General features: G+C 37.3%; 29 protein-coding genes. 8 read left to right on the top strand and 21 right to left on the bottom strand.

The window, feature by feature from the left end; translation table 11 throughout:
* Positions 1-123: 123 nt before the first annotated feature.
* Together nadE and cysK are read right to left on the bottom strand one after the other, a co-directional pair.
* Positions 124-867, bottom strand: coding sequence for an NAD(+) synthase (nadE, locus tag JOC73_RS00300; RefSeq protein ID WP_204399843.1), 744 nt, complete (start codon positions 865-867; stop codon positions 124-126).
* 257 nt (positions 868-1124) lie between these two features.
* Complete coding sequence (cysK, locus tag JOC73_RS00295) at positions 1125-2051, bottom strand: cysteine synthase A (protein ID WP_204399842.1); 927 nt, start codon at positions 2049-2051, stop codon at positions 1125-1127.
* A gap of 169 nt (positions 2052-2220) precedes the next feature.
* Here cysK and JOC73_RS00290 point away from each other — a divergent pair, with 169 nt between their 5' ends.
* Both JOC73_RS00290 and JOC73_RS00285 read left to right on the top strand, forming a co-directional pair.
* Positions 2221-2601 (top strand): sulfite exporter TauE/SafE family protein, encoded by a 381-nt coding sequence (locus tag JOC73_RS00290; RefSeq protein WP_204399841.1) that lies wholly within the window; start codon positions 2221-2223, stop codon positions 2599-2601.
* Positions 2598-2963, top strand: coding sequence for a sulfite exporter TauE/SafE family protein (locus tag JOC73_RS00285; RefSeq protein WP_204399840.1), 366 nt, complete (start codon positions 2598-2600; stop codon positions 2961-2963). The genes JOC73_RS00290 and JOC73_RS00285 overlap by 4 nt, the downstream gene beginning before the upstream one ends.
* A gap of 71 nt (positions 2964-3034) precedes the next feature.
* Here the strand turns inward: JOC73_RS00285 and JOC73_RS00280 are convergent, their stop codons facing one another.
* The 3 genes from JOC73_RS00280 to JOC73_RS00270 all read right to left on the bottom strand — a co-directional run bounded on the left by JOC73_RS00280 (position 3035) and on the right by JOC73_RS00270 (position 4710).
* Positions 3035-3436, bottom strand: a complete 402-nt coding sequence (locus JOC73_RS00280) for a CoA-binding protein (RefSeq protein ID WP_204399839.1) — start codon at positions 3434-3436, stop codon at positions 3035-3037.
* Between the two features lie 54 nt (positions 3437-3490).
* Positions 3491-4138, bottom strand: coding sequence for a YigZ family protein (locus JOC73_RS00275; RefSeq protein WP_204399838.1), 648 nt, complete (start codon positions 4136-4138; stop codon positions 3491-3493).
* 140 nt (positions 4139-4278) lie between these two features.
* Complete coding sequence (locus tag JOC73_RS00270) at positions 4279-4710, bottom strand: NUDIX domain-containing protein (RefSeq protein WP_204399837.1); 432 nt, start codon at positions 4708-4710, stop codon at positions 4279-4281.
* 260 nt (positions 4711-4970) lie between these two features.
* Between JOC73_RS00270 and JOC73_RS00265 the strand changes: the two genes are divergently transcribed.
* A complete protein-coding gene (locus JOC73_RS00265) occupies positions 4971-5438 on the top strand; it encodes a DUF3189 family protein (RefSeq protein ID WP_330613027.1) in 468 nt (155 codons plus the stop codon).
* Between the two features lie 74 nt (positions 5439-5512).
* On the opposite strand, the gene JOC73_RS00260 is transcribed toward JOC73_RS00265, so the two are convergent.
* The 4 genes from JOC73_RS00260 to yunB form a co-directional block, all read right to left on the bottom strand.
* Positions 5513-6232, bottom strand: a complete 720-nt coding sequence (locus tag JOC73_RS00260) for a HEAT repeat domain-containing protein (protein ID WP_204399836.1) — start codon at positions 6230-6232, stop codon at positions 5513-5515.
* A 13-nt stretch (positions 6233-6245) separates the two neighbouring features.
* Positions 6246-7532, bottom strand: coding sequence for a GTPase HflX (gene hflX / locus JOC73_RS00255; RefSeq protein ID WP_204399835.1), 1287 nt, complete (start codon positions 7530-7532; stop codon positions 6246-6248).
* Between the two features lie 239 nt (positions 7533-7771).
* Positions 7772-8104, bottom strand: a complete 333-nt coding sequence (locus tag JOC73_RS00250; protein ID WP_204399834.1) for a helix-turn-helix domain-containing protein — start codon at positions 8102-8104, stop codon at positions 7772-7774.
* Between the two features lie 311 nt (positions 8105-8415).
* Positions 8416-9102, bottom strand: coding sequence for a sporulation protein YunB (yunB, locus tag JOC73_RS00245; RefSeq protein ID WP_334297429.1), 687 nt, complete (start codon positions 9100-9102; stop codon positions 8416-8418).
* A gap of 239 nt (positions 9103-9341) precedes the next feature.
* Between yunB and JOC73_RS00240 the strand changes: the two genes are divergently transcribed.
* Positions 9342-11990, top strand: a complete 2649-nt coding sequence (locus JOC73_RS00240) for a transglycosylase domain-containing protein (protein WP_204399832.1) — start codon at positions 9342-9344, stop codon at positions 11988-11990.
* Positions 11991-12340: 350 nt separating this feature from the next.
* Here JOC73_RS00240 and JOC73_RS00235 read toward each other — a convergent pair whose 3' ends face one another.
* The 10 genes from JOC73_RS00235 to spoIIAA form a co-directional block, all read right to left on the bottom strand.
* A complete protein-coding gene (locus JOC73_RS00235; RefSeq protein WP_204399831.1) occupies positions 12341-12919 on the bottom strand; it encodes a stage V sporulation protein AE in 579 nt (192 codons plus the stop codon).
* A 17-nt stretch (positions 12920-12936) separates the two neighbouring features.
* Positions 12937-13296 carry a stage V sporulation protein AE gene (gene spoVAE / locus JOC73_RS00230; protein ID WP_204399830.1) on the bottom strand — a complete coding sequence of 120 codons (360 nt, stop codon included), beginning with the start codon at positions 13294-13296 and terminating at the stop codon, positions 12937-12939.
* 12 nt (positions 13297-13308) lie between these two features.
* A complete protein-coding gene (spoVAD, locus tag JOC73_RS00225; protein WP_204399829.1) occupies positions 13309-14331 on the bottom strand; it encodes a stage V sporulation protein AD in 1023 nt (340 codons plus the stop codon).
* 12 nt (positions 14332-14343) lie between these two features.
* A complete protein-coding gene (gene spoVAC / locus JOC73_RS00220; protein ID WP_204399828.1) occupies positions 14344-14802 on the bottom strand; it encodes a stage V sporulation protein AC in 459 nt (152 codons plus the stop codon).
* A 14-nt stretch (positions 14803-14816) separates the two neighbouring features.
* Positions 14817-14972, bottom strand: a complete 156-nt coding sequence (locus tag JOC73_RS00215; RefSeq protein WP_204399827.1) for a hypothetical protein — start codon at positions 14970-14972, stop codon at positions 14817-14819.
* A gap of 12 nt (positions 14973-14984) precedes the next feature.
* A complete protein-coding gene (locus JOC73_RS00210; RefSeq protein WP_204399826.1) occupies positions 14985-15395 on the bottom strand; it encodes a stage V sporulation protein AB in 411 nt (136 codons plus the stop codon).
* Positions 15392-16027, bottom strand: a complete 636-nt coding sequence (locus JOC73_RS00205) for a stage V sporulation protein AA (RefSeq protein ID WP_204399825.1) — start codon at positions 16025-16027, stop codon at positions 15392-15394. The genes JOC73_RS00210 and JOC73_RS00205 overlap by 4 nt, the downstream gene beginning before the upstream one ends.
* Positions 16028-16370: 343 nt before the next feature.
* Complete coding sequence (gene sigF / locus JOC73_RS00200; RefSeq protein ID WP_204399824.1) at positions 16371-17141, bottom strand: RNA polymerase sporulation sigma factor SigF; 771 nt, start codon at positions 17139-17141, stop codon at positions 16371-16373.
* A gap of 12 nt (positions 17142-17153) precedes the next feature.
* On the bottom strand, positions 17154-17591 hold the full coding sequence (gene spoIIAB, locus JOC73_RS00195) for an anti-sigma F factor (protein WP_204399823.1): 438 nt from the start codon (positions 17589-17591) through the stop codon (positions 17154-17156).
* A gap of 17 nt (positions 17592-17608) precedes the next feature.
* The gene (gene spoIIAA, locus JOC73_RS00190; RefSeq protein WP_204399822.1) at positions 17609-17944 is read right to left on the bottom strand and encodes an anti-sigma F factor antagonist; all 336 of its coding nucleotides are present in this window, start codon (positions 17942-17944) and stop codon (positions 17609-17611) included.
* Positions 17945-18322: 378 nt separating this feature from the next.
* Between spoIIAA and pflB the strand changes: the two genes are divergently transcribed.
* Both pflB and pflA read left to right on the top strand, forming a co-directional pair.
* Positions 18323-20551: a formate C-acetyltransferase gene (pflB, locus tag JOC73_RS00185; protein ID WP_204399821.1), complete on the top strand. Its 2229-nt coding sequence runs from the start codon at positions 18323-18325 to the stop codon at positions 20549-20551.
* A 55-nt stretch (positions 20552-20606) separates the two neighbouring features.
* On the top strand, positions 20607-21353 hold the full coding sequence (pflA, locus tag JOC73_RS00180; RefSeq protein WP_204399820.1) for a pyruvate formate-lyase-activating protein: 747 nt from the start codon (positions 20607-20609) through the stop codon (positions 21351-21353).
* A 103-nt stretch (positions 21354-21456) separates the two neighbouring features.
* Here pflA and JOC73_RS00175 read toward each other — a convergent pair whose 3' ends face one another.
* Complete coding sequence (locus JOC73_RS00175; RefSeq protein WP_204399819.1) at positions 21457-21810, bottom strand: phage holin family protein; 354 nt, start codon at positions 21808-21810, stop codon at positions 21457-21459.
* A gap of 177 nt (positions 21811-21987) precedes the next feature.
* Here JOC73_RS00175 and JOC73_RS00170 point away from each other — a divergent pair, with 177 nt between their 5' ends.
* Positions 21988-22482, top strand: coding sequence for a MogA/MoaB family molybdenum cofactor biosynthesis protein (locus tag JOC73_RS00170; RefSeq protein ID WP_204399818.1), 495 nt, complete (start codon positions 21988-21990; stop codon positions 22480-22482).
* An 87-nt stretch (positions 22483-22569) separates the two neighbouring features.
* Here the strand turns inward: JOC73_RS00170 and JOC73_RS00165 are convergent, their stop codons facing one another.
* Complete coding sequence (locus JOC73_RS00165) at positions 22570-23379, bottom strand: N-acetylmuramoyl-L-alanine amidase (RefSeq protein ID WP_204399817.1); 810 nt, start codon at positions 23377-23379, stop codon at positions 22570-22572.
* A 237-nt stretch (positions 23380-23616) separates the two neighbouring features.
* Here JOC73_RS00165 and spoVAC (JOC73_RS00160) point away from each other — a divergent pair, with 237 nt between their 5' ends.
* Complete coding sequence (gene spoVAC, locus JOC73_RS00160) at positions 23617-24084, top strand: stage V sporulation protein AC (protein WP_204399816.1); 468 nt, start codon at positions 23617-23619, stop codon at positions 24082-24084.
* The last annotated feature ends 5 nt before the right edge of the window (positions 24085-24089 follow it).

Genomic DNA, 24089 nt, shown 5'->3' with positions numbered 1-24089 from the left:
TTATCATTTCATGCATTTTCTATATGTATTAAGATTCCTATAACTTTAAAAAAATACTGTTCTTAATAGCACATATATTTTAGCATAATTCCGTGAGAATTTCAATTAAACCTTATCTCCACCTTATACCTCTGGATAAGGAGGCATAACTCTCTTATGCTGAGAGACTCTATGTAATCTTTCGATGATTTCTCGATCCATTTCAGGAATCACCTTGCCATCTAAGAAGGCATCTATATAAGCATAGGTTGTACCCATTTCGATTTCATCTGTTTGACCTTCCCACAGGCCTGCTGTAGGCTGGCGATCAATGACTGATTTTGGCACCCCCATCACCTCTGCCCATTGAAATACCTCATATTTTTTTAGGGTAGCTATCGGTAAAAGATCCACACCGCCATCACCATACTTAGTATAGTATCCCGTATATACCTCAGCAGCATTATCTGTCCCAACCACTAGATAGTTAAGGTTGTTGGCAACTGCATATAATGTACTCATTCTAAGTCTTGCCCGAAGGTTAGCATCAGTATTTCTAGCCCTTTCCTCATCATAAAGACCACTTTCCTTTAGGTTTTTATTTACAAGGTCTAGAATGTCAGATTTTTCTTCACTTAAGTCCATTTGCATATATTTTAGTCCAGCTTTTTCGCATACAGCGATGCCGTCCTCGACATCCTTTGGGTTACTATTAATAGGTAGAAGAACCCCCAATGAGTTATCTGGAAAAGCCCTCTTGATCAGGTTCGCCACTACAGCCGAATCGATTCCACCAGAAATCCCTACCATCAAACCTTTTGTACCTGATTTTCTTACCTGATCCTGCAACCATTCTACTACTTGATCTATTTTCTTTTCTATTTCCATAGACAAAAAAACCAGCTCCTATCTTCTGTTTTCAAGTTATTATACCATATTTAACTAATATTTGCTTTGATTTTTATTTGTATTCATAGCTCCATTTCTGTAACAAATTCATTAATCATTTTGTTTAAAGAATGACGATAAATAATAAAAAAGGGCAATGCTCAACAATCCAGACATTGCCTCTTAATTGTACTTTAGTTAGATATTAATTGTTAAAGATTAGATAGCGTTACTGATTTGAAAAAGCCATTTTCAGATTAGTCTTCAAAATTAAACAACGAAGTCGTTAAATATCTTTCCCCAGAGGATGGCATGATGGCTACAACCTTCTTACCTTTCCCTAGCTTTTTAGCAACCTCCATAGCAGCATATATTGCAGCTCCTGAAGAAATACCCACTAAAAGCCCCTCTGTAGCGGCTGATTTTCTAGCTGTCTCCATTGCAACTTCATCATCTACTTTGATTACCTCGTCAATGATATCTACATTTAGAATATCAGGAATAAATCCGGCACCAATTCCTTGAATTTTGTGGGGTCCTGGTTGCCCACCAGAAATAACTGGAGATTTCTCAGGCTCAACAGCGACTATTTTTATACTCGGATTTTTCTTCTTCAGCACTTCTCCTACTCCCGTTACAGTACCACCTGTTCCAACACCTGCAACAAATGCGTCTACATCCCCCTCCATCATCTGCCAGATTTCCTCTGCCGTAGTCATTCTGTGGATTTCAGGATTTGCTAAGTTTTCAAACTGCTGAGGCATAAAGTAATCAGCGTTTTCTTCGGTTAGTTCTCTTGCTTTATCTATAGCACCCTTCATTCCCTTCTCTCCAGGAGTTAAGATTAGTTGAGCACCATATGCCTTCAATAGCTTTCTTCTTTCAATAGACATTGTTTCAGGCATAACTAAAATCACAGGATAACCCTTTGCAGCTCCGATCATGGCAAGCCCAATACCAGTATTACCACTGGTGGGTTCAATAATCGTAGAACCTTCCTTTAAAAGACCTTTATTCTCCGCCTGTTGAATCATATTTAAAGCAATACGATCCTTAACACTTGAACCAGGATTGAAGAATTCCAATTTTACATAAATATCCGCCATATCTTCATCCACCATACGATTCAACTTTACCAGAGGTGTATTACCAATTAATTCATGAATAGAGTTTGCTTTTTTCATTATTTTCCCCTCCTATTTTTATTTCCGAGTAAATTGGTATGAATTTAAGTATATGTACATTATATGTAATGTATATGAAGTGTGTCAAGTTTTTAGTGCTGAATAGTTTTATTTTTAGATGGTTAAATTAAATTTATAAGCGATTAAGACTCCTAATAGAGGTGAATACATGAAATATACCACTAAACACAATTATATCCATTGGATTAAATTAATTGCCGTTGGCTTTGTAGCAGGGGTGATCAATGGTCTTTTTGGAGCTGGAGGAGGTACAATTATTGTCCCTGCCCTTTACTTCATTTTTGATGTATCCCAGCACAAAGCCCATGCTACAGCCATTTCCATTATTCTGCCCTTTGCATTGGTCAGTAGCTTTGTCTATTATCGAAATGGTTTTACCAATCTAGATGTCACTTGGAATGTCGCTATGGGTGGGGTAATCGGAAGCTATATCGGTTCTAAATCCTTGACCCATTTTTCCGCCAGTAAATTACGAAAAATATTTGGTGTTTTTATGATCATTGCCGCCCTAAGGATGGTGATTGGATGATTATTTTTATACTGGGATTAATCACAGGATTTATTGGAGGAATGGGAATTGGTGGTGGTACGATTCTAATTCCTGGCTTAATATTCCTCACTGAACTCCAACAACAAACCATCCAAAGTATCAACTTAATCTCCTTTATACCCGTAGCATTAGTAGCCCTATATGTTCATGTTAAAAATAAAAATATTTTGATTAAATTTACCATCCCTATCGTTATATTCGGACTATTGGGGGCTTGGTTCGGTTCTAGTATTGCCTTGAAGATTCCCTCCCATACTTTAAGGAGGTTTTTCGGAATTTTCCTATTGATCATGGGGATTTATGAATTTTTTTATAAGAGTAAAAAGAAGGAAAAGGTTTGAAGCTACAATAAAAGCCAGTAACCGAAGCGTATGTAAAAATACGTATGGGTACTGGCTTTTCATCTGCTTTTTTACTTTAATTCATCTAGGGCCACTAAAACACAGTCATAATAAACAATGTTTAGTCCTAGAGATTCAGCTTTATTAATTACAGCTTCATCAAATGTTCCGGGTTGGAACCAAACATATTTGATGCCAGCCTTATGTATATCTTCTAATGTTGCCATTGAAACCTTTGGATTCACCACCATATCTACACATTCGGGTGTTTCTGGTAGGTCTAGCAAACTCTTGTATAGCTGATCTCCCTCAAGATTTTCATGTTTTGGATTAATTCCATATACATTATAACCATGATTCTTTAGTTTGTTATAGATTTTATATCCATATTTTTCAGCATCAGGAGTTGCTCCAACTACTGCCCAGGTCTTCTTTTGAAGCATTTCTTTTTTGTTTACTTCTATTTTGTCCATCCCCACACCTCCTCTCAAAAATTTATATTCTCTATATACCCTATATTGTTTCCTCTACAACATCAGTTTACCATTTATTTCTGTTAAATATTCTACTTCACCTTCGATAATCTGACATCTGCTATTGGTCCATTCCACCACCAATTCTTTAAAGTTCTCTACCTCTTCCTTCTTCACGTAGATTAAGAAGTTGACCGCATCTTCATAGATGGTATCCTTGATCGTAAAGCTTTTTTGAAGTATTTCGTTTTGAAGCTTTCCTAAGAGGGTATAGTCCACCTTTACTTCTAGGAGCTGATACTTTCTTTTAGTCACCATCTGTCCAGCTTCAAGACCAATTTTCGCCCCTTTTGTATATGCCCTGACTAGCCCCCCCGCCCCAAGCTTGATTCCCCCATAGTATCTTGTTACCACGACAACAACATTCCTCAGGTCTTCTTTTTTAATAACCTCCAGCACAGGCATCCCTGCTGTACCAGATGGTTCTCCGTCATCATTATATCGTTGGATTTCATTGTTGTAGCCCACTACATAGGCATGGACATTGTGGGTGGCATCCTTATGCTTCGTTTTAATTTCCTTTATAAACACTAGGGCATCTTCTTCCTTTTCGATGGGCATCGCATATCCAATAAATCTTGATTTCTCTATCATTATTTCATCTTCACCATCGTTTTTAATGGTCTTATATTCAGCTATCATCCTATCACAATCCTTTATTTACTATTTTTCCCATCATTATAACATAGGGCATCATGATAGACAAGAAGCCCAACCTCCTACGTATGTCCTAAGATAGGTGGTTGGGCTTCTTGATAAGGTATTCACTTTTGAAAAGCTTTTTAGACTACTACCTTAATTCTTTTTATTGCTTTGTACTTCTTATAGGATAGACTTACTAGTGATTTGTCTTGACTGTAGGTGATCATTGATATGGCCTTATCCACTGGATAGAATCCACCCTCCTTAAATCCTAAATCATGATTTACTTTGTAATGTTTGGAAGTCGTAGACATGATGTACCATGTTATTTCATTGCATATAGGCTGTTTTCTTGAAATAGAAAAAAATTCGTAACTTGTTCCCCCAGCACTGGCAATAATGTCTGCGTCTATACCTGCTTCAACCTTCACACGTCTCAACGCAACCTCCCAGGAGAGATCCTCATTACGAATTACACCTTTCGGTAAAACCCACTCATTTTTATCATTTTTTAAAATGAACACCTGATTCGCATAGAACACAACACCGCCTGCACAATTTCTTAACAGCATTGGACAGTCCTCCTTCCATCAATCTTAATAATACTATACACTAAAATTTGGCACTCTACAACTATTTTTCAGAATTTTTACATAATTATTCTTGACAATCACCAAATCTTCATGTCTTTCATTACTTTATTATATTCTGAGATTAGCCTTATAATTACCAAAATTTTATAATTATATTCAGCTACACATATTTTCTTTGCTATCATGGTAAAATAATACCTGTGGAAGAATGATATTTGAGCATAGATTAAATAAAGCAGGTGATTATTTTGCACGTTATTTACCATTGTGTAGGAGGTGCCCATTCCTCTGTACTGGCTACAGCAATCCACCTCAACAAGCTCCCAATGGAGAATAAACCCACTGTTGATGATATTTTAAACATTCCATATTTTGATAATATGACCATACGTGATCGTGGTAAAATCATGTTTCGGGGTACTGATGAAATGGGTAATTGTATTTATAATTTAAGCCGACAATTCGTCCCCCATCTAGCCATCCCTCTTATTGAAGATACATGGAGGTTGTTAAATGGCCATTGTGATGACTTAATGATTATATCTACTCTATCGACAGTAAATTTTCTTATGAAATTGGGAGGCTTTACTTCCCGCAGGATGAACTGGGTCAGGTTTGGACGACCCATTGTCGCTAGAGGATCATTGCAAGCCTATTTTGATGTAGTAAAGATTGTTGAAGAAACAAAAACAAAGCTCCGTCAATAAAAAACCCAGCAACTGTTTGGTAAGAACACCTTCCAATGGCTGGGTTTAATATTTTTTATCTAACTAGATTTCATTTAACTAGATCTACTATTTAATCTTTCCTGTATCTTGTCAATTGTCAGTAGATAGGCACGCTTTACGTACTCAGTCTCCTTTGGGTTGTTCAAGAGGTTTTTGAGTTTTTTCAATGTTTTTTCATCACCTACTTCACCTAAGGCCTTTGCTGCATACTGCCTTACTTGCGGCTTCATGTCTTGAAGTCCCCTATGAAGTACCTCAATATTATCCTGATGGGGTATTTTCCTTAAAGCAGAACACACCATCCTTCTGACGCCACCATGCTTATGGTTAATTTCCCTATAGATGGTAGGCAACAGTCTTATATCCTCCAGTTGACCTGAAATCCAAAGGGCAATCATTTTATCCTCAGCATTATCAATAGTGGGTACAACCTTTATTAAATATCCACTTAAATTATTTCTTTCCCTTTGATCAAGACTATTCAACATTTCTAGTCTTCTATTTTTATCCGCTGCCAGTAGATTCACAAAACTAGGAAGATATACGATTTTCTCCTGTACATCCTGATTGACCTTCTTTTCTCTTTTTAGCCTCATCTTTGACTGTAGGATGTGTTGTTGTACCTGCTCTATAGGAAGATTTCGAATTTTAGCAATCAAATCTACGCTTTTGCCCTCTTGATAAAGGAGGTAGGTAATCAAATAATCCTCCTCCCCCAAACTTCCTTTAAGATCTTCCCAGCCTAAAACGATTGGAAAACTTGAATTTTCCATTTATCTCACACACCTATTCTATTTCATAATCTATATATTTTGGATACTCTATTGCAGGTATTTTAATTTTAAAATAGATTCCTTCTTCTTGGTACTCAGAGGTAATAACAGTGGCAATTTCATGAAGTTGTGAAGCAACACTTCCTTTATTATAAGGAATTATCAACTCCGCCTCCACCATGCTTATACCTACTTCCCTTCGGATGATTTCCATTAATTCATTTAGGTTAGTTCCATTTAAAGCAGAGATCCCTATTATATTATCATCCTTAGGAATAGCATTGGCATCTTCTAGGGCATCTATTTTGTTATAGACATCAATAATTCTTTTCGTATCTACCTTTAATTCCTTTAATACAGAAAGGGTGGTTTCCTTTTGCAAATGATAGTTTTCATTTGAAGCATCAATTACATGTAGCAGTAGATCTGCATAGGTAACTTCCTCTAGGGTAGCCTTAAATGCATCCACTAAGTTGTGAGGTAGCTTACTTACAAATCCTACAGTATCGGTAAGAAGGAAATTTAAATTATCCGGATAGGCCATTTTCCTTAATGAAACCTCTAAAGTGGCAAAAAGCATGTTTTCAGCATATACTTCCCGAGCTGCTTCATACTCTTCACTATTTCTTAGTAATACATTCATTAAGGTGGACTTACCAGCATTGGTATAACCCACTAAAGCAACAATGGGCAGTTCTGATTTAAGTCTTTGGGATCTTTGTACCTCCCTTACCTTTTTAACTTCCCTTAATTCTTCCTTTATGAAGTCTATTTTTCTCTCTATATGACGACGGTCGGTCTCTAGCTTTGTTTCCCCAGGGCCTCTTGTACCGATCCCTGCCCCAAGTCTAGATAATTTTTTACCTAAGCCCGTCAATCTAGGAAGTCTATATTTTAGCTGGGCTAACTCTACCTGTAGCTTTGCCTCCTTCGTAGTGGCTCTCTGGGCGAAAATGTCTAATATTAAGGTGGTGCGGTCAATCACATCCATCTGTATAGCTTCTTCTAAATTTCTAATTTGAGAACCCGACAGTTCATCATTAAAAATAATTAAATTTGCTTCAAGACTATCGCAAAGCTGTTTAATTTCTTCTACCTTCCCCTTACCTATATAAAGGGCGGCATTTACAGCTTCTCTATTTTGCACAGTTGTGGCCAGTACTTCCACCCCTGCTGCCTGTGCCAACTCAGCCAATTCTTCCATTGAACTTTCAATATCTATTTCGTCTTTTTTTCGTGTATGATTCATCCCTACAAGGATGGCACGATTATGTATGATTTCATTTGTTTCTAATTCCATAGAAAACTCACTCCCATTCCCACAAATATTTGGTCTATCAAAACTAGAGTATACATAGTTGAGAATAATAATACACGCCTTCCTTATTTTCTCAACTCTATCCTTATCATATCTTTTTTTTTCTCAATAGACAACTGTACTACTATAAATATATTTCAAAAAACAAGAAAAATGGTTAAAATAAAAAATAACACCATTACACTCGGATAATGGTGTTACACGACGTTTTTTAGAAATTTCTATTGTCTTATTTCTCTAAATAAAATATCTTCTGGACATCTTAATACTTCACAAACCTTCTCAATATTATCGTCCTTAGGAAGTCTACCCTCATAGATCCACGCTTGAACAGTTCTTGGAGACACACCTATTCTTTCTGCTAAATCACTTACTTTAATATCATCTGCAAACATTAAACCTAACATGTAACGATTCTTTACTTCCCAGTTCTTTAGTCTTCTAAATCTCTTTTTTCTGATCCCTTTTCCAAGAACTCTTCTAGCTCTTTCAGAAGGAGTTTCTGTTTTTGTGTCTACTTTTACTTCTGTTTTTTCTGCTGTTTTCATTTCCATTCAACAAATCACCTTTCCTTTTTAATCTTATATAGTTAATAGAATTATTGACACTTTTTTTTGACTTAATCGTTTATTAGAATATTATTTATATTCACACAACGGTATAAAAATAAGTATAAATGTAAATTCCTAGTATAATTTGTAAATATGTGAACTGAACTACTCCCCTACAAATCATTATTATAATCTAATTCTTTGAATAATTCTACAATTGTTAAAATATTAACGCACTTTTTTTGTAAACTTTTAAATGTATTTTATTCATCCCTTACATATACTTAGGATCATCATATTTTCAGTTTTTAGTATTAATCTCCATCACCATTAGGCACTACGTTCATAAATTCATTTTCTGGTACATTTATATAGCTGTGAGGAACTCTACCTACTATTATTGTCTCTGCTAAAGGCACATAAGTAATCACTTCTATAGGCTTAGAACTAAAGGGGACGATTACCCTTACATTGGTGGTAATGATTAAAAAAATTCTATGTCTAGTTTGATTAATACCCGATTGTTCAAACTCTGTCCCAAAATTAACGTCCACCATTCCCAATGGAGTGACGGTTAGATTCATCTTCGGGCCATATTGGGCCAACAGCTGACTACCTATGGCATTACCCAGAGGAATCCTATCTGAAGCTGTCTTTATCTGCTTTAAGTGTTCCTGGATCGTCAGAGCAACATCGGAGGCTACCTTGTTCATATACATTGTGTTAGCTTGCATGAGGGTTATATTCCCTTCTCCATCCTCTTTTACCGAAATTAAATCTTCGTATTTTACTCCATTATCCAACACAATACTTACGGCCTGATTTACCGCTCTGGTGGTCAACTCCTGAGCCTTCAATTCTCCTATCGCCTGTACCGTAGGCATGATTTCACGATCTATAAAAACAAAAGAAGCGATGGTAATCACAACGATTAAGATTAACACTAATAATATCTTATATCTTTTTTTCTTTTTTTTACTAATTATATACAAACCCAACACCCCCTTTATATTTATTTATATGAAGAAGGTAGCATGTATGTGTATAGTTTGCTAATTATTCCCTCATACTCTAAGATAGGTAGTTTTATGATATAATATAGTCTAGTAGTAGGATTTCAATTATTTTCTTTAACAATTTACAAAGGATATGTTATAATAGTTTTGATTTTATGCTTTTCCCTAATTTTGCATTTTTGCATTATTCAGAAGGCATACTTTTCTAGATGGAGGTAAAACTTATGGCGGATAATAACCAAAATAAAAAAACAGATGAATCAAAAAAGAGAACTAAAAAAAGTAAGAATAGAGCTTTTAAAATTTTCAAGATTGTACTACTGTCAATAATCATCATTGGCTTGATAGGGACTGCTGCTGTTTCTGCTATTGTTTATGGCATCATCAAAGATGCAGAACCTATTGATCCCTCCAACATCTATGAACTATTGGAGGAAAGCTCCTTCATATTAGATGCTGATGGTCAAGTCATCGAAAAAATCCAAAGTGACAATGTTAGAATTATTGTAGATTTAAAGGATATTCCAAAACACGTACAAGATGCCTTTGTTTCCATTGAGGATGAGCGTTTTTATACCCATAATGGAATTGACTTAAGAGGAATTGGACGGGCCATTTATACTAATCTTAGAACTGGTGCTAGACATGGTGCAAGTACTATTAACCAACAATTGGCTGTTAACCTCTACCTTTCAAGAGGTGACCGTAGCTACAGTCGTAAGATTAAGGATATGTATTATGGTATCGTACTTGATAGGGAGCTTTCCAAGGATCAAATTTTAGAAGCTTATATGAATACCATTAACCTTGGTGGGGTTGCCCACGGTGTTCAAGCAGCTGCCCAAACCTATTTTTCAAAGGATGTTGGAGATCTTACTATTGCAGAAGCAGCCTTAATAGCTGGTATCACCCGATACCCCTTCCGATATTCACCTATTAAGACCCTTTACAAGGATCAAGTAGAAGAAAATCATATTATTTTAGATGATTCAGATTCAACTTATACAATTGTATTTAATGAGGTATCTCTTCAACGACAGAGGACAGTTTTAGGTGTAATGAGACGACTAAATAAGATTACTGAAGAAGAGTATCAAGCTGCTTTAGAAGAAGATATAGCCTCTAACTTAAAACCAAATCGTCTCGCTAATCAAGAAATTACCTCTTACTTTGGAGATTTGGTGAAGAGGGATGTTATGGCAGGGCTTCAAAATGAAGGCTATACAAAAGAAGAAGCACAAGCCATGTTGTATTCGGGGGGGTTAAGGATCTACAGTACAATGGATGTACGAGCTCAAAACATTCTAGAAGAAGAATTTGAAAATCCAGCTAACTTCCCAGGTTCAAAATTAGATGAAGATGGCAATTTGCAACCTCAAGCCGCAATGGTCATTGTAGACCACCATACAGGGGAAATTAAAGCCCTAGTGGGGGGTCGAGCTATGAAGGGTGAGAAAATATATAATAGAGCCCTACACCCAAGACAACCAGGGTCGGCCATCAAACCAATAGCAGTCTATACGCCTGCTGTTGATATGGGCAATACGGCTGCAACAGTATTCGATGAAGTGCCAGTTTACTTTAATACAAATAAACCAAATGAACCATGGCCAAATAACTACAACAAAAAATTTAAAGGACTAATCACCATGAGGGAAGCAATTCAATGGTCCAGTAACGTCGTTGCAGTTGAAGCCGCTAGTCGATTAGGAACTGATGACCTTAGTGCCTTCAATACCATGTTTGAATATATGAAAAAGATGGGAATTTCCACTGTTATTACTAGAGAAGACCCACTTGTGGTAAACGGCAAAAAATATACCGATGAAACCTATTCCACTGCCTTAGGGGGTATGACAAGAGGGGTTACACCTTTAGAGTTAACCAGTGCCTATGGGGTATTGGCTAACAAAGGGATTCTAATGGATTCCATCACCTATACAAAGGTATACGACCGTCAAGGAAATCTATTATTAGATAACAAACCAAATGCAAATAGAGTCTTAACACCAGATGTTGCCTATATCATGACAGATATGTTAAAAACTGTTGTCAATGCTGGTACAGGTAGAAATGCACGAATAGATTCAAATAACTCTCGTATCCCTGTTTCTGGTAAAACCGGTACAACATCCGACAAAAAAGATGCTTGGTTCGCTGGATACAGCCCCTACTATACTTCAGCCCTATGGATAGGTAATGACATTCCTCAGGAGCTTTCAGATGGTAGTGGCATGTCTGTTAGATTATGGAACAAGATTATGACAAAAATTCATCGAGACTATAGTCCAAAGAGCTTTGAAGTGCCAGACAATATTGTACGGGTAAGTGTTTGTTCGGAATCTGGAAAATTGCCTGGGCCATATTGTCACCTTGATCCTAGAGGTAGCACCATTATCTCTGAGATTTTTATTAAAGGTACAGAACCCACCGAAGAATGTGATGTTCATGTATTGGCTGACATTCATGTGCCATCGGGTAAACTAGCAACTGAACTAACTCCACCTTGGGAGATAGAGTCAAGGGTGTTTATCCAAAGACCTGTTCCTTATAACCCAGAAGAAAATAACGGTATTGTTCCAGATGATTATATCTATCAGCTTCCTACTGAATACTATGATCCTACCATTGATTGGTTGGATTCACTTCCCTTCCCTGGTAACAATAATGGTACTGCGGGAGAAGAAGATGACTCAGCAACAGATGTGATCAATCCGGAAAATCCAGATACAGAAGAAGAATCAGAGGAAAGTACCACCGAAAACGCTAGAGATATTTTAAGAAATCTCCTCAATAGAAGGAATAATCAAAACCAAGGCAATGATGGTGATAACAGTGGTAACGATGCTGAGAACAACAGTAACAACGATTAAATCATTTAATTAGATATATTATAGGCTACAGATGTAAAAATCTGTAGCCTATTTTTATAACGAATAGAAAGCTCTACATTTGATTAATATTAAAGAGAACTTTTTCGTGAATGAGTTTTATCATAAGTCATCAATTAAGAACCAGCGGTCGTGGCATATACGTAATACGCAAGAGTGCTGGTCTTTCGCAGTGACGAAGAAGATGAGGTATTTTCAACAGGTATCGTAGCCCGTTCAAAATGCCTTAGATTCAAGGAACAAGAAAGACCAGCGGTCGTGGCGTATACGTAATACGCAAGAGTGCTGATCTTTCGCAGTGACGAAGAAGTTGAGGTATTTTCAACAGGCTACTAATGGAATTCAGCACCGCTTCGTGCTATAACCTCCTGAAGCGCCCTAGTAATAATCGGTGCTCCCCTTCTGAAATCATCATGACCCTTCATTTTACCTATATCTCCTATGCCAACTATTAATGGCTTTTGATCTGCCTGTTGGATGACATCTACTGTATCTCCGTAAAGTACTTTATTGAACCCTGGATTTCCATCCTTATCTACAGCCTTATCCAATATATGTCCTTGGGCATCTACAGAAAAATCTACATGTACACCTTCTACTTCTTTTGTATTTGATGCTACTGCTATTATGCCCAACACTTCGATATCGGGATGGTTCATAATCTGTCTTAAAGCCTTTTCTCCAATACCAGTGTTGACATTTCCTTCATCATCTGTCATCACGACTACGGGATCATGTTTTGCTGTTTTTACTAAATCTACAATCTCACCTCCAGTTAGAGGTGTTGGATTCCCTCCTGACTGTGAAATACATCTACCACCAATATTAGTTACTGCCTTTTCTATTGTTCTTTGGGCACATGCATCCCCATCGGTTACTATAATTACTTTTCTCTTTTCCTGTGGGTTCATTATACTCGCTCCTAACTTTATGGTTTTGTTTTAGGACTAAATATTATAGCCATTAAATACCCAAAGGCTATTGCTGCAGTAATCCCACCAGAAGTGGCTTGGACTCCTCCTGTAAAAGCACCAATTAAGCCACTCTCCTTGACACCTTTAAAAGCCCCCTTTGCCAATGCATATCCGAAGCCGGGTAAAGGAATGGTTGCTCCACTTCCACCAAATTTCACCAAAGGCTCATACAGCCCTAGTGCCGTTAGTATGACACCAGAAGTCACAAATAGGACTAAAACATGGGAGGGAGTCAATTTGGTGCCATCCATTAAAAGCTGTCCAATAACACAGATTAATCCCCCTATGATAAAAGCATTAACATAACTCTCCATGGGCATTGCCTCCTAATTCTTTTTTTTACTCTCAATAGTGACAGCATGGGCAATTGAAGGTATTGATTCCCCCTGTTGTGCACTGGTGGGTGAAAAGAGGGCCCCAGTAGATATTAGCATAATTTTATTTAACCTATGTTCCCGCAGTAATTTAAACAAGTATCCACAAAATACCACTGCTGAACATCCACAACCACTGCCTCCTGCATGGGTATCTTGTTTTTTAGGATTAAATATCTCTATTCCACAATCTGTAAAGTTCTTAACTACCTCGTATCCCTTTGTTTTTAATAGGTCACTGGCTATATCTCTTCCATATCTCCCTAAATCTCCTGTAATGATTAAATCATAATCCTCTGGTAACATACCAGTATCATCAAAATGTCTACCTATGGTATCAGCTGCTGCTGGAGCCATGGCAGCCCCCATATTATTGGCATCAATAATGCCATAGTCTATTACCTTACCTGTTGTAATATAAGTAATAAAGGGACCTCCGTCATCATTAGCCACCAAAGCAGCACCAGCACCTGTTACAGTCCATTGGGAGGTTAAGGGCCTTTGATTACCCAACTCCAGCGGAAATCGAAACTGACGCTCTGCAGTTGAGAAGTGACTGGAGGTAGTAGCAATACAACGGTCTGCAAAACCTCCATCCACCAACATTGCTGATAAACTTAAGGATTCAGCCATGGTGGAACAAGCTCCATATAGACCTAGAAAAGGTATCTGTAAATCCCTAGCAGCAAAGCTACTGGACATCAATTGATTTAGTAGATCTCCCCCCAACATATAGTCTATATCAGGTAGCATTAAATCCTGCCGACTAACTGCCATCCTTACAGCTTCCTTTAACATTTTGCTTTCAGCCTTTTCCCAGCTATCTTCACCGAACAAATCATCCTCCAAAACTTTATCAAAGTAGTTTGACAAAGGTCCCTGTCCCTCTTTCGGTCCCACAATAGAAGCTGCTGAAACAATTGCAGGGGGATTTAATAGCTTTACCGTTTGACTACCGACTCTTTTAATTGCCATTTCACTTCCCTCCTATCTTCCAATCACATAATAGATGAGCCCTACGATCACCGATGATGTAATTCCATATACTAGTACAGGCCCTGCCAAGCTAAACATCCTCGCTGCTACACCAAATATAAAGCCCTCCCGCTTAAATTCCATAGCAGGGGATACAATAGAGTTGGCAAAACCTGTAATTGGAACAATTGAACCTGCTCCTGCTCTTTTCCCAATGAGATCATACAAACCAAGGCCAGTCAATAGGGCTCCAAGAAAAACCATAATCAAAGTGGTGATATTGGTTGCCTCTAAATGAGTTAAATTCATTCTACTCTCTATTTGGTTATGAACAAATTGCCCAAAGGTACAAATCAACCCTCCAACAAAAAATGCCCAAGTGCAGTTCTTCATATAGGTGGGTTTGGGTGATGTTTTCTCTACATACTCTTGATATTTTTTGTTTTGTGTCGATTGATTCTTTTTTGGCATTAAGTTCTCCCCTTTCACCGAATTTCGTTTAATATCATTTTCCCCTTAGTGCTTTCTAGGTTTGTTTCCATAGTTGATTGAGGAAGTTGATGGATTAACTTTCCCTCTTCTCTGTTTTCCAACAGTAATGAATTATTGGTTGGCGGCTTGTAATAATCATTTCTTTTCATAGTTACACTCCTTTAGTGGGGGATAAACCAATGTAACAACGAGCCTAATACCTTTCCAAATGCCAAGGAATAAAGTATATAGATTACAAAACCCTCTAATCTAAATCGCCTCACCAGCACTGGAATGACATTCATTACCTCTGCCAAAGCAGAAGCCAACATTCCTACAAAGGTTCCCATAAAAAACCCAACTACAATGATAAAATAAGTATTAAAATGTATGCTTACGTCTGTTAAGGAAGTAAAGGCAGCAAAGGTCGCCCCGATAACAATGATGTTTTCATATAGTACAATGTTTCTATAGGTCTTAGTTAGTTGGGCTAGACGAGGAATAATATCTAACAGGGTTAAAAGGGCCACAATTCCACTACCAACAACCACGCCATTAGCAAACCCCATCACAACAACTAATATACTTCTCATTTAGATCCCTTCTCTTTTGTCCGTATATTTTGCTCATGATCCTTTAAATAAGCATCCATATTTTGTTGGTATAAGTACATTTCCACCTCTAGAGGGCTTGGTTCGTTATTAATCCGCTTCTTAAAAACGTGATTAAAAAAAACAGACATTCCTGCTCCAATTCCTAAACTATAGGGTATTTGCAACAATAAAGGTCTGTCGATTTCCACCCCAGTGATGACTCGATAAATTGTTTTATGGGCTGTTTTCATGTCAACATCAGCATGGAAATTGATGATGGCAGTAATGGAACCTATAAACAACAGAAAACAAACAATCGCCAGCCTTAATACTTTGAACTTATCTAAGCCTTCCTCGGAATTGATAATATTCACAATGACTTCTGGGGCACCCATTGGTAGAATTAACTGTCTCGGAAATTCCTTTTTCAATAGCTGAATGATTGAAATCATAGGAATAATATAGCTATTCCCTTTTTGTCTATGATTTAACTCGAAGGGAGTCTCTTCGATTTTCTTTCTAATGCCTTCTTCAGCTTGAATCTCAATTAAATCCTTAAAAAATAAACCCTCACTATCTTCAATGGAGATTTTTTCTTTTGATTGGATATAAATTTGCCCATTGCTGTCCATTCTATTCCCCCCTCGTATTATTATTTAGATAATATTTGTTGTTCTCCTAACTGTTTCTCACCGGTTTAAGTAAAAAACTAAATCAGCCTTTTCTGGTTCTTCATCAAGTCTTCTGTTTTTCATGAAATACCATGAGCTTAAGCCAATGAAAGTAACCAATAGGAGGATTATCCATTTTCTTTTTTTAATAAATCTCCCCATCTTCTCTTCACCTTCCTTGGTTTTATTATTTGCTAAAATTCTTTTTTAATTCCCTCAAAGAAGAAAGTCGTCTGTTGTGTAGTGTGGGGAATAACATAAATTAAAATGCAGCACAATAAAAAGATGACTTAATGAAAAATCATTAAGCCATCTTCATAAGGTCCTTCATGGACTTTAAAATTTTCTTTTCAATCCTCGATACTTGTACTTGAGATATTCCCAGTACCTGTGCTATTTCCGTTTGCGTTTTATCTTTAAAGTATCGTAAAACGATAATTTGTCTTTCCCTTGGTTCTAGCTTTGCAATAACATCCTTTAATAGAATGCGATCTATTACTTCATTGTCCTCTGGAGAATCTGTTTCACTGATTTTATCCATCAAATGAATTGGTGCTCCATCATCATGATGTATTACGTCATGTAAATACTCCGGATGACAGCTGGAGTCCAATGCCATGACTAATTCTTCCTTTGATATATTCAAATCATCAGAGATTTCTTGGAGTGTAACTTCCCTTCCCAGCTCCTTAGTTAATCGTTCTTTTGAGTACTTAATCTTTGATGCCGTCTGTTTTAAGGATCTTGAAACCTTAATGATTCCATCGTCCCGTAAAAACCTTTTGATTTCACCAATAATCATCGGGACTGCATATGTAGAAAACCTAACATCAAAACTCGTATCAAATTTATTTATTGCCTTTATTAAACCAATACACCCTAATTGAAACAAGTCTTCCTTTTCGTAGCCACGATTAGCAAATCTTTTAATAACACTCCGAACAAGCCCCAGGTTATGGCTTACTAACATTTCCTGTGCCTGTAGATCTCCCTTTTGAGCCCTTCCAATCAAACCCATGGTTTCATCATGTTCAAGTATTTCGTGTTGTTCCCCTGATAACGCTGTAGTCGACATAATATCTACCCCTTACTCTGCAACGAGGCTTTTGAATTTTTTTACCATCCTTATTCTTGTTCCCTTTCCTGGCTCGGAATATACACGAACTTCGTCCATAAATGTCTCCATAACAGTGAATCCCATACCAGAACGCTCCAATTCGGGTTTAGATGTGAACAAAGGCTCCATAGCTTGAGGGATGTCTGTAATTCCATTCCCCTCATCCTCAACTAATATCTCCAACTCATTTCCTTGAATATTGCATATAACCCTTACAATTCCAAGACGATCTTCATATCCATGGATGATGGCATTGGTTACTGCTTCAGATACAGCGGTCTTAATATCGGCAATTTCTTCTAATGTGGGGTCTAACTGAGTTGCAAAGGATGCTACAACAACCCTTGCAAAAGCCTCATTTTGTGATTTACTGTCAAATTCTAATTTCATGTGATTTTTATATTCCATTTTCCTATAACACTCCTTTACAAGCGATTAAGGGCTTCTGTAAGATTTTCGTATTTCTCAACGATTCTATATAATCCTGAAAGTGCAAATATCTTATCGATTTTTTCCTGTGCTTCTATTACTGCCACTTTGCCACCAATTTTTGATATATTTTTATATCTTCCCATAATGACCCCTATTCCCGAACTGTCCATAAACCTTAAATTGCTTAGGTCAAATATCAGATACTTAATTCTCTTCTTCTCAATCATTTCATCCAACTCTACACGAATGTTTTCAGCCACATGATGATCTAACTCACCATCTAGCTTAATTACTAATTTGTTGTCTATTACTTCATAATTTAATAGCAACTTGTTCCCTCCTCTTCTGTATTGATTTTCTTTTACAACATATAACTTCTATTTAACTTTTAAATTATCCTTCATAGAAAAAACACTAGTTTTGTCTTGTTTTGAATTATTTTGTAGCATTTATACTTTTTCTCTTTTCCCGTAAAAAACACCTTCCTAAATCTTTCCTTTATGTACTTGTTTTCCCATTTTAAAATTTTGAAAATATTTAATATTCTATTTAATTAAGCTTTCTTAACAAGTTGAATATTGTATACAACATACAGCATTCATGTGATAAAATAAAATCATCAAATGACTATTAAATCAATCATCCACTAATAATAATGATTACATCATTTTCTATCATCTTTAAATATATATTAAGGAGTGATCCCAATGACAGCTTTAAGTGCTTTTCAATCTGGTAAATGGAGTAAGGAAATTGACGTTCGTAACTTTATACAACTTAATTACAGTCCCTATTTAGGAGATGCATCTTTCCTTAAAGGCCCTACATCTAATACTACTGAACTATGGAAAATGGTATCTAAGCTAACGGAAGAAGAAAGAAAAAACAATGGTACATTAGATGTTGATGTAAATACAATCTCCAGCATCATTTCCCATAAGCCTGGATATATCTCAAAAGATATGGAGAAGATTTTTGGTCTTCAAACAGATGCTCCCCTAAAGCGCTCTGTAATGCCCTACGGCGGTATTCGAATGGTGGAAAAATCCTGTTCCGCCTACGGATATGAATTAAATCCACAAATTTCTGAGATTTTCCATAATTACCGCAAAACCCATAATGAAGGTGTGTTTGATGTGTATACTCCAGAAATGCATGCCGCAAGAAAAGCAGGGATCATTACTGGTCTTCCCGATGCCTATGGCCGTGGTAGAATTATCGGTGACTATAGAAGGGTTGCCCTTTATGGTGTCGATAAATTGATTGAAGATAAAATGAAACAAATGTCTTCATTAGAGGTAGACCAAATGACTGAAGATGTCATTCGCCTTCGTGAAGAAATGGCAGAGCAAATTAAAGCCCTGATGGAATTAAAGGAAATGGGTCTAGCCCATGGCTTCGATATCTCACAACCTGCAACTAATGCCTTTGAAGCTATTCAATGGACCTACTTTGCTTATCTAGCAGCTGTGAAGGAGCAAAATGGCGCTGCCATGAGTTTAGGGCGTGTTTCTACTTTCCTTGATATTTATATAGAAAAGGACATTGCTGAAGGTAACTTAACGGAGGAGGAAGCACAGGAACTAGTAGATCATTTTGTAATGAAGCTAAGAATGGTGCGATTCCTAAGAACTCCTGAATATAATGAACTTTTTAGTGGCGACCCAACATGGGTGACGGAATGTATCGGTGGTATGGGATTAGATGGTCGTACATTAGTTACAAAGACCTCCTTCCGTATCTTAAATACCCTATACAACCTAGGAGCTGCTCCAGAACCAAACTTAACTGTTTTATGGTCAACTAAGCTACCAGAGAACTTTAAGAATTTCTGTTCTCAAGCCTCCATCGACACCAGCTCTATTCAATATGAAAATGATGACATGATGAGGGAGTATTGGGGAGACGATTACGGAATTGCTTGTTGTGTATCTGCAATGAAGATTGGTAAACAAATGCAGTTCTTCGGAGCCCGTTGCAACCTTGCCAAAGCTCTACTATATGCCATCAATGGTGGTAAAGACGAAAAGACTGGCGACCAAGTTGGTCCTCGATTTGAACCAATCACTTCAGATGTTTTAGAGTACCAGGAGGTAATTGAGAAGTTTGATACCTTTGTGAATTGGCTGGCAAAGCTTTATGTCAATACTTTAAATACAATCCATTATATGCATGATAAGTATGCCTACGAGCGTATCCAAATGGCCCTACATGATCGAGACGTAGTAAGAACAATGGCGTGTGGTATTGCTGGACTTTCCGTATGCGCCGATGCCCTAAGTGCCATCAAATTTGCTAAAGTTAAGGTAATTAGAAATGCAGAAGGATTAGCAGTTGATTATGAAATAGAAGGAGATTTTCCTAAATATGGTAACAATGATGATGCTGTTGACGAGTTAGCATCTGAATTGGTAGAGAGATTCATGAATGCCATCAAGAAGAACAAAACCTACAGGGACTCTGTTCCAACTCAATCTGTTTTAACCATTACTTCAAATGTCGTTTATGGTAAAAAGACCGGGAGTACTCCCGATGGTAGAAAGGCAGGAGAACCTTTTGCACCAGGGGCAAACCCAATGCACGGTAGAGACTCAAAGGGAGCATTAGCTTCATTGGCTTCTGTAGCAAAATTACCTTATCAACATTCACTTGATGGAATCTCCTATACCTTCTCAATCGTACCATCGGCCCTTGGCAAAACACCTGAGGCTAGAGTAAAAATCTTGTCATCCCTATTAGATGGATACTTTGCACAGGATGGTCACCATATCAATATCAACGTATTTGAAAAGGAAACTTTAATGGATGCAATGGAACATCCAGAGAAATATCCGCAGCTTACAGTTAGGGTATCTGGATATGCGGTAAACTTTATTAAACTAACTAGAGAACAGCAAATTGACGTAATTAATAGAACCTTCCACGGCACTGTTTAAGAAGTTAAAGCTGTAGGATCAGAATATTAGAATATAATGAAGGGTGGGAATCAAAATGACAACTAAAGGAATGATTCATTCTATTGAGACTTTTGGAACTGTAGATGGACCTGGTATCCGCTACGTTATCTTTTTTCAAGGTTGTCCCCTAAGATGCCAATATTGCCATAACCGAGATACTTGGAATATTCAGGACGGGAAAGAGGTTACAGTAGATGAATTAATCACTGATGTAAAAAAATATATACCTTTTATGAAGTCCTCAGGTGGTGGCGTTACCATCAGTGGCGGGGAGCCCACCCTTCAAATTAATTTCTTGAAGGAATTGTTAAAGTCTCTAAAGACATTAGGGATCCACACTTGTATAGATACCTCCGGCTTTGTTCATCTAAGTAAGATGGAGGATATATTGGACTATGTAGACCTTGTACTTCTAGATCTTAAGCATATTAATTCTGAGAAGCACCTTCATATTACTGGTGTTCCTAATGATAAAATTTTGAACTTCGCTAAGTATTTATCGGATAGAAATATACCTATGTGGATTCGCCATGTGGTTGTTCCAACCCTTACGGATGATCCACAGGATGTACAGGACCTAGCAGACTTTATTAATACGCTTGAGAATGTAAAAAAAGTTGATCTTCTCCCCTATCACTCGATGGGCAAAGTAAAGTGGAAAAAACTCCATCAACTCTATCCATTAGAGGATTTAAGGGATGCTAACGATTTTGATTTACAACAGGTAAGTAGTATTTTATTGAAAAATGGTATTCATCAAGCTGGTAGTGGTGCTGCTTAGATATAAAGTCATATAAAATAATCCCCCACTTGCAAAGAATAAGGTTTTATACACCTTTGTTCTTGGCAATGGGGGATTTTTTCGCCTAAATGCATATAACTCTCTACTTCTTCTTCTTTTTCACACCTAATACACTACTCAGTACAAGGTTAACGATACTGATTAGAATTGATCCTACAATAGCATCTAGAAAGGATACTACCTCCAACCCGCCTACTAAAGAAGCCGTTGCTTTTAGAACAATTCCATTGATTACAAAGGTGAATAATCCTAGTGTCAATATATTGATGGGTAGTGTAAAGAAAACCAACACGGGTCTGACAATGGTATTAACAATCCCTAGAACAGCTGCTGCTATGATGGTGGCTTCAAATCCTATCACATTAATCCCCGTCATAAGCTCTGCAATGATATAAATTGATATGGCGCTAACTAGCCAACGTAGTAAAAATTTCATTAACTTACCTCCTTATGCACTTTAGCGTTTTTTGTCCTACTGTCCTACTAATTCTATGCTATACTAATTATATATTGGTGTAAATGTTTTTTAGTATTAACTAGAGTGTTATACATATTATTTGAGATACCCATTAGTAGGATATCTAAAACCTAACGATAGCTAGGAGGCTTATTTATGATGAATATCGGAATCATTACCGCCAGTGATAAGGGCTCTAAAGGAGAGCGGGTAGACACCAGTGGGCCCCTGATTGCAGAGATGCTAAAAGATTTAGATGGTGTGGTCAAGAAGTACGTTATCATCCCTGACGACCGTGAAAAACTAGCTGATATGCTGCGTCTTATGTGTGATAAATTAAAGCTTGATTTAGTCTTCACTACTGGGGGTACAGGATTTTCCCCAAGAGACATCACCCCTGAGGCGACTTTAGATGTTGTAGAGCGACTTGTACCTGGTATTCCAGAAGCAATTCGTATGAAAAGTCTCGAAATCACACCTAAGGCAATGCTCTCCCGTGCTGTTGCTGGCATCCGCAATAGGACACTTATCATCAATCTACCCGGTAGCCCTAAAGGGGTAAGAGAAAGTCTTGAAATCATCCTCCCTATACTTTCCCACGGGGTGGGTATTCTGAAGGGTGTTGAGGGGGAATGTGGTAACAATAAGTAGTGGCTGATTTACAAGACATAAGTAAATGTGCATGTGCAAAACCAACATCTGAAATATTAGTATTCACAGATGGTTGGTTTTTTTATTCTAAGCTTTATCAATAACTACTGCTGGCTGTCTAGCGTCATACCTTACTTTATAACCATACTGCTCCAAAAATCTTATAGGTACATAAAATATACCTTCTTCAATATACCCATCAATTAATTTTTCCTGCCCTTCTATCATTACCTTTAGCTGATGCTCATTAAATATTTTTCCCTCGGGCTCGCCAGTATCTCCACCGGAATGCTCCTGGGGTGTTTCGACAGGATAGGCTTTTTTTACACCTGCAGCAATGGATTCCGCTAACTTTTGTCTAAATTCTGCTGTTTTTAATAAAGCCTCTTCTTTAGGATTAGTATGGAATCCCAATTCAATTATTAATGATGGCATCCTAGTCCTTCTGATAACAGCATAATAATCTCTTCCATAGATTGAAGAAGTCGTTTTTTCCATTAACCTTGTTTTAGTACCACGATTCTTTAGTCCTGTTGCTTCAATCAATAGCTCCAGAATAATCTCCGCAACCCTCTTTGCCTCGTCATGATACTGATCTCCATACAATCCATTTTTACTATGGAAAATCTCTATACCTTTGGCATTAGGTGTGGAGGCTGCGTTAGTGTGAAGGCTTAAGTATAAATTTCCTCCCCAGTCATTTGCTATTTCCGATCTTCTATAGAGTCCTATTGTCTCATTGCTATCCCTTGTCATTTTTATTGTATAGCCTGCCTCCTCCAGCAATTTTCTTAGCCTCAAGCCAATGTCTAGTACCCCATCAGCCTCCACATAACCTGTTGGTCCATGATTACTCCTATCCTGTCCACCGTGTCCAGGATCTATCACAACTTTCATAGCTTCACCTCCTATTATTATCGTACTCAAATTACTTAAAACTTTTAGTGTTCTACTATTTACGCTCATTTTCCGTCTGTCCTATTAAAGTATATGATTTGTTTAACTAATTTTATTTTAAGTATTCTTTAATTTTGGATTTCTTATGGATTTTGAATGTAAGTATTAAAGGTATAAGACTGGTTATAATATTTACGTATTAGAAATTACTTAATAACTAGAGAAGGTGGAAAAACTATGTCTAGTCAAAAAAAGAAAAATCTTACTCCTACTCAGCAAAAGTATCAAGCTTTGGCAAAGGCTAGAGAACCCCAAAGGCCTGTAATGTTAAACTCCCTAAGGGCTTTTCTGGTAGGAGGATTTATCTGTACTATAGGTCAAGGGCTAAACTGGATGTATATGACCTACTTCAATTTCGATGAAATTACTGCGGGGAATCCCACCGTAGCTACACTAATAATCATCTCTGTACTCCTTACTGGACTCGGTAAGTATGATCTTATCGCCCAATGGGCTGGAGCTGGCACTGCGGTCCCTGTCACTGGATTTGCCAATAGTATTGCTTCTGCTTCGATTGAGCATCGTAGCGAGGGTTTTGTTCTTGGAACAGGTGGTAATATGTTTAAGCTGGCGGGGTCTGTAATTGCTTATGGCGTTTTTTCAGCATTTGCAGTTGCATTAGTTAAAATAATACTTAAAGGATAAGGTGA

This window comes from Alkaliphilus hydrothermalis (assembly GCF_016908555.1).
GTDB classification, from domain to species: Bacteria; Bacillota; Clostridia; order Peptostreptococcales; family Natronincolaceae; genus Alkaliphilus; species Alkaliphilus hydrothermalis.
The sequence above is the reverse complement of the archived record's forward strand: the minus strand, read 5'-3'. Positions and strand labels throughout refer to the sequence as shown.

Excerpts from the sequence above, each read along its gene's own strand:
- nadE (WP_204399843.1), bottom strand. The coding sequence starts at position 867 with ATGGAAATAGAAAAGAAAATAGATCAAGTAGTAGAATGGTTGCAGGAT.
- cysK (WP_204399842.1), bottom strand. The coding sequence starts at position 2,051 with ATGAAAAAAGCAAACTCTATTCATGAATTAATTGGTAATACACCTCTG.
- JOC73_RS00290 (WP_204399841.1), top strand. The coding sequence starts at position 2,221 with ATGAAATATACCACTAAACACAATTATATCCATTGGATTAAATTAATT.
- JOC73_RS00285 (WP_204399840.1), top strand. The coding sequence starts at position 2,598 with ATGATTATTTTTATACTGGGATTAATCACAGGATTTATTGGAGGAATG.
- JOC73_RS00280 (WP_204399839.1), bottom strand. The coding sequence starts at position 3,436 with ATGGACAAAATAGAAGTAAACAAAAAAGAAATGCTTCAAAAGAAGACC.
- JOC73_RS00275 (WP_204399838.1), bottom strand. The coding sequence starts at position 4,138 with ATGATAGCTGAATATAAGACCATTAAAAACGATGGTGAAGATGAAATA.
- JOC73_RS00270 (WP_204399837.1), bottom strand. The coding sequence starts at position 4,710 with ATGCTGTTAAGAAATTGTGCAGGCGGTGTTGTGTTCTATGCGAATCAG.
- JOC73_RS00260 (WP_204399836.1), bottom strand. The coding sequence starts at position 6,232 with ATGGAAAATTCAAGTTTTCCAATCGTTTTAGGCTGGGAAGATCTTAAA.
- hflX (WP_204399835.1), bottom strand. The coding sequence starts at position 7,532 with ATGGAATTAGAAACAAATGAAATCATACATAATCGTGCCATCCTTGTA.
- JOC73_RS00250 (WP_204399834.1), bottom strand. The coding sequence starts at position 8,104 with ATGGAAATGAAAACAGCAGAAAAAACAGAAGTAAAAGTAGACACAAAA.
- JOC73_RS00240 (WP_204399832.1), top strand. The coding sequence starts at position 9,342 with ATGGCGGATAATAACCAAAATAAAAAAACAGATGAATCAAAAAAGAGA.
- JOC73_RS00235 (WP_204399831.1), bottom strand. The coding sequence starts at position 12,919 with ATGAACCCACAGGAAAAGAGAAAAGTAATTATAGTAACCGATGGGGAT.
- spoVAE (WP_204399830.1), bottom strand. The coding sequence starts at position 13,296 with ATGGAGAGTTATGTTAATGCTTTTATCATAGGGGGATTAATCTGTGTT.
- spoVAD (WP_204399829.1), bottom strand. The coding sequence starts at position 14,331 with ATGGCAATTAAAAGAGTCGGTAGTCAAACGGTAAAGCTATTAAATCCC.
- spoVAC (WP_204399828.1), bottom strand. The coding sequence starts at position 14,802 with ATGCCAAAAAAGAATCAATCGACACAAAACAAAAAATATCAAGAGTAT.
- JOC73_RS00215 (WP_204399827.1), bottom strand. The coding sequence starts at position 14,972 with ATGAAAAGAAATGATTATTACAAGCCGCCAACCAATAATTCATTACTG.
- JOC73_RS00210 (WP_204399826.1), bottom strand. The coding sequence starts at position 15,395 with ATGAGAAGTATATTAGTTGTTGTGATGGGGTTTGCTAATGGCGTGGTT.
- JOC73_RS00205 (WP_204399825.1), bottom strand. The coding sequence starts at position 16,027 with ATGGACAGCAATGGGCAAATTTATATCCAATCAAAAGAAAAAATCTCC.
- sigF (WP_204399824.1), bottom strand. The coding sequence starts at position 17,141 with ATGTCGACTACAGCGTTATCAGGGGAACAACACGAAATACTTGAACAT.
- spoIIAB (WP_204399823.1), bottom strand. The coding sequence starts at position 17,591 with ATGGAATATAAAAATCACATGAAATTAGAATTTGACAGTAAATCACAA.
- pflB (WP_204399821.1), top strand. The coding sequence starts at position 18,323 with ATGACAGCTTTAAGTGCTTTTCAATCTGGTAAATGGAGTAAGGAAATT.
- pflA (WP_204399820.1), top strand. The coding sequence starts at position 20,607 with ATGACAACTAAAGGAATGATTCATTCTATTGAGACTTTTGGAACTGTA.
- JOC73_RS00175 (WP_204399819.1), bottom strand. The coding sequence starts at position 21,810 with ATGAAATTTTTACTACGTTGGCTAGTTAGCGCCATATCAATTTATATC.
- JOC73_RS00170 (WP_204399818.1), top strand. The coding sequence starts at position 21,988 with ATGATGAATATCGGAATCATTACCGCCAGTGATAAGGGCTCTAAAGGA.
- JOC73_RS00165 (WP_204399817.1), bottom strand. The coding sequence starts at position 23,379 with ATGAAAGTTGTGATAGATCCTGGACACGGTGGACAGGATAGGAGTAAT.
- spoVAC (WP_204399816.1), top strand. The coding sequence starts at position 23,617 with ATGTCTAGTCAAAAAAAGAAAAATCTTACTCCTACTCAGCAAAAGTAT.